Below are 4428 nucleotides of genomic sequence, written 5' to 3' on the forward strand. Positions count from 1 at the left end.
GCGACATCCAGGCCGATTCTCGTTAGCGTGAAGATATGGCAACTATTGACATCACAGAGGCAACCTTCCCCGAGACTATCGAGTCGAACGACATTGTGTTCGTCGATTTCTGGGCTGAATGGTGCGGCCCGTGCAAGCAGTTTGCTCCCGTGTACGACGCCGTCTCCCAGCAGCACAGCGACGTCACGTTCGCCAAGGTGGACACAGAAGCCGAGCAGTCGCTCGCCGCGGCAGCAGGCATCACCTCTATCCCTACGCTGATGGCATTTCGCGAGAAGGTCCTCGTCTTCTCCCAGCCGGGCGCACTGAACAACAGCCAGTTCAGTGAACTGGTTGACGCCGTCAAGGCACTGGACATGAAGGAAGTCCACGCGCAGGTCGCCGAGCAGCAGGCCAAGGCGCAGGCCCAGGGCACGCAGCCGCAGGCATAACAAGCTTCACGACAAAGGCTCCGGCTCTCATCGACATCGGGAGCCGGAGCCTTTGTGCCTTTCGGACGCGAGCACAATCGTGCAGGTTCCAGTGCAGTCAGGGGTGGACGGCGGAGCAGAACCACGGAAGCAGGGGTAGCTGAAGGGCCCGGCCGGCCAGAAGGTGCAGGATTGCGTCCGCGTCCGAACAGAACCTACCGCCGCCGGTGGTCCTCCGGCGAGAGCCGCGGACCGTAGGCCTGCTTCCGGAAACCGCTTGCGTAGAGCATCCGGACGACCCGTTGGCGCTGCCCTGTCCAGGGTTTGAGCAATTCGATCATCCCGGCGTCATCGGTGCGCTCACCGGTGAGCGCCGCTCCCACGAACGCCGCAAGGTGAAAATCCCCGACCGAGATCGAGTCGGGGGATCCGTGCGTCCGCTGCAACACTTCGGCCGTGGTCCACACCCCGATCCCCGGAATCGAGCACAAGCCGGCGGATACTCCGGCAGCATCCAGCGACGCCAACCGCTCCAGCCCGGACGCGACGCCGGCGGCCCGCAAGGCTGCAGCCGACCGTTTGGAATCGACCCCGGCCTTATGCCACTCCCACGACGGAACCCGCCGCCACTGCGCCGCCGTCGGAGGCAGCCGCAGTTCCCGGGGGGCACCCGGAGCAGACGGTGCAGGATCGCCGAATCGGGTCACCAGGTACCGCCACGCACGCTTTGCCTCGAGCCCCGTCACCTTCTGCTCCAGGATCACGCGCACGACGGCGTCGAGCATCCTCCCGGTTGCCGGTAACCGGACACCGGGCTGCAGATAGCGGCCCTTCCGCGCCAACTCAGGCAAACCGGCTGAAAACCCGGGAGAATCGAACAAGCTCCAATCATCGTGGAGTCCGATCAGCCGGGGGACTGAATCAAGCGCAAGGGCGGCACCGGGACCCCAGGCGGTCGCATAAATGGAAGCAGAGCGCAGCCCGCCTCGCTGGCTGAGGCGGAGGGTGGCAGCGCCGTCGTCGTTCCGGAAAGCAAGCCAGACCGCTCCATCCCGGAAGATGAGCGTGGGATCGCCCGGGCCGCACTGCAGCGGGCCCACCGAGGCCAGCAATGAGTAGGCGCCCTCCGGCTCCAGAACTGCCGACAGAGCGGCCGGAGCGGAAGCGGTGAGGGTCATGCCGTTAATGCTCGCACGTACCCCCGACAGTTCGCCCGTCCGGGACTGTCACACTCGCGCGGTACCTTGTTAACCATGAAGTTTGCCAACTCCGTCGTGGATCTGATCGGTAACACCCCACTCATCAAGCTCAACAAGGTGACCGAGGGGATAGCCGCAACGGTTCTGGTGAAGGTGGAGTACATCAACCCCGGCGGTTCGGTGAAGGACCGCATCGCGGTGAAGATCATCGACGCGGCAGAGCGGGAGGGCAAGCTCAAGCCCGGCGGCACCATCATCGAGCCCACGTCCGGGAACACCGGCGTCGGGCTTGCTCTGGTTGCCCAGCAGCGCGGGTACAAGTGCATTTTCGTGGTCCCCGACAAGGTGGGCGTGGACAAACGGAATGTCCTTGCCGCCTATGGTGCCGAGGTCGTGGTCACTCCAACGGCTGTGGCGCCGGACAGTCCGCAGTCGTACTACGGCGTCTCGGACCGGCTCACCCGCGAGATCCCGGGAGCGTTCAAGCCTGACCAGTTCTCCAACCCCAACGGCCCACTCAGCCACTATGAGAGCACCGGGCCGGAAATCTGGCGGGACACCGACGGGCGGCTCACCCACTTCGTGGCCGGCGTCGGCACCGGCGGCACCATCAGCGGCACAGGCCGCTACCTCAAAGACATCTCCAAGGACCGGGAGTCGGGACCGGTGCGCATCATCGGTGCTGATCCGGAGGGCTCGGTCTATTCCGGAGGCACCGGTCGTCCCTACTTCGTCGAGGGCGTCGGTGAAGACATGTGGCCGGATGCCTATGACTCCTCGGTTCCGGACCAGATCATTCCAGTGAACGACGCCGAAAGCTTCGCCATGACGCGCAGGCTCGCCCGTGAGGAGGGACTCCTGGTGGGCGGCTCGTCGGGCATGGCGGTCGTGGCCGCGCTGCGGGCGGCCAAGGACCTCACAGCGGATGATGTCGTCGTCGTCCTCCTGCCCGACAGCGGCCGCGGTTATCTGGGCAAGATCTTCAACGACGACTGGATGAAGTCCTACGGCTTCATGGACAGCGGCGACGAGGCAACGGTCGGCGAAGTCCTCCGGTCGAAGAATGGCGCTCTCCCGGACCTGGTGCACACCCACCCCAACGAGACCGTTCGCGACGTCATCCAGATCATGAACGAGTACGGAGTCTCCAACATCCCGGTCCTGTCCCAGGAGCCGCCCGTGGTCATGGGTGAGGTCCTCGGATCGGTTGACGAGCGGCTCCTGACCGAGAAGATCTTCCACGGCACGGCCAAGCTCACCGACAAAATCTCCCAGCACATGGGGGAGAGAATGCAGATCATCGGATCGCTGGAGTCGGTGACCACGGCGCGTGAACGACTGCAGGAAAGCGACACGCTGATGGTGACGTTCGTCGGGGCGCCCGTGGGAATACTTACGCGCCACGACCTGCTGACGTACTTGAGCAGCTAAAACCCCCTTACGTTTGGAGAGCATCCAGTGACTTCAGGAAACGGCTTCAACACACGCGCTGTCCATGCCGGGCAGACGCCGGATCCAACCACAGGTGCGGTCATTCCCCCGCTGTACCAGACCACCACCTTCGCCCAGGACGGCATCGGCAAGCTGCGCAACGGGTATGAGTATGGTCGCGGCACCAACCCGACCCGCGACTCGCTGCAGGCTCAGCTCGCCGCCCTGGAGGGAGCCGCGCACGCGTTCAGCTTCTCGTCCGGGCTTGCGGCGGAAGACGCCCTGATCCGCGCTGCGCTCCGTCCCGGCGATCACATCGTGCTCGGCAATGATGCATACGGCGGCACCTACCGTCTCATCGACCGAATCCTGTCGGAGTGGGGGATCACCAACTCGGCAGTCGACATGTCGGACCTCGACGCCGTTGAGCAGGCGGTCGCTTCCGGAAACACCCGCATGGTCTGGGTTGAGACGCCGTCCAACCCGATGATGAAGATCACGGACATCGCAGCTATCGCCTCCGTCGCGAAGAACGCGGGAGCACTGCTGGTCGTCGACAACACCTTTGCCTCTCCCTACCTGCAGCAGCCCCTCTCCTTCGGCGCTGACGTTGTGGTGCACTCCACCACCAAGTACATCGGGGGCCACTCCGATGCCAGTGGCGGCGCCGTCGTACTGAATGATGGGGAGTTGGCCGAGAAGGTGGGCTTCGTGCAGTTCGCGGTCGGCGCGGTTTCCGCGCCCATGGAAGCGTGGCTCACCACGCGCGGGCTGAAGACCCTCGGGGTCCGCATGGACCGGCACAGCTCCAACGCCCTCGCGATCGCGGAGTGGCTCTCCGGCCGTGCGGAAGTGGAGCGGGTCTACTACCCGGGTCTGCCGGACCACCCGGGGCACGACCTCGCTGCCCGTCAGATGCGGAACTTCGGCGGAATGATCTCGGTGTCGTTCAAGGGTGGTGAACAAGCTGCGCGCACTGTCGCGGAATCCACCGAACTGTTCACGCTTGCGGAGTCCCTCGGCGGGATTGAGTCCCTGATGAACTACCCGTCGGAAATGACTCACGCCTCGGTGAAGGGGACGGAGCTCGCCGTACCGGAAAACCTCGTGCGCCTCTCCGTGGGTATCGAGGACGTCGAAGACCTTATCGCGGACCTCGAGAAAGCGTTCACGAACCTCTAACGGGAACCTCCGGCAGCGAACCTCTCAACAAGAGTCGCGGTTGTCGGCATACTGAGTCGCATGGACACACAGGTTGATCTTGGTCCGGCAGCGGCGCATCTGGCTGCTCTGGTGAAGGGCGTCGCTGATGAGCAGCTCGCACTGCCGACTCCGTGCCGGGAGTACCCCGTTGAGGTCCTGTTGCAGCACATCGACGGGCTGTCACT

The 4428-nt window shown here is 64.4% G+C and carries 5 protein-coding genes; 4 read left to right on the forward strand and 1 reads right to left on the reverse strand.

All coding sequences use genetic code 11. The annotated features are described in order from the left end of the window. The first annotated feature begins 35 nt into the window (after positions 1-35). Complete coding sequence (gene trxA / locus RIF85_RS14720) at positions 36-431, forward strand: thioredoxin (protein ID WP_309072650.1); 396 nt, start codon at positions 36-38, stop codon at positions 429-431. A gap of 194 nt (positions 432-625) precedes the next feature. On the opposite strand, the gene RIF85_RS14725 is transcribed toward trxA, so the two are convergent. Next, a complete protein-coding gene (locus tag RIF85_RS14725) occupies positions 626-1588 on the reverse strand; it encodes a 3-methyladenine DNA glycosylase (protein WP_309072651.1) in 963 nt (320 codons plus the stop codon). A 75-nt stretch (positions 1589-1663) separates the two neighbouring features. Between RIF85_RS14725 and RIF85_RS14730 the strand changes: the two genes are divergently transcribed. From RIF85_RS14730 to RIF85_RS15955, 3 genes are all read left to right on the forward strand, one after another. Continuing rightward, positions 1664-3040: a cystathionine beta-synthase gene (locus RIF85_RS14730; protein ID WP_309072652.1), complete on the forward strand. Its 1377-nt coding sequence runs from the start codon at positions 1664-1666 to the stop codon at positions 3038-3040. 27 nt (positions 3041-3067) lie between these two features. After that, on the forward strand, positions 3068-4222 hold the full coding sequence (locus tag RIF85_RS14735; RefSeq protein ID WP_309072653.1) for a cystathionine gamma-synthase: 1155 nt from the start codon (positions 3068-3070) through the stop codon (positions 4220-4222). Between the two features lie 60 nt (positions 4223-4282). Beyond that, the coding region (locus RIF85_RS15955) for a maleylpyruvate isomerase N-terminal domain-containing protein (protein WP_375164863.1) at positions 4283-4428 on the forward strand (146 nt) is incomplete at its 3' end.

Source organism: Arthrobacter sp. (assembly GCF_031179385.1).
Classification (GTDB): Bacteria; Actinomycetota; Actinomycetes; order Actinomycetales; family Micrococcaceae; genus Arthrobacter_D.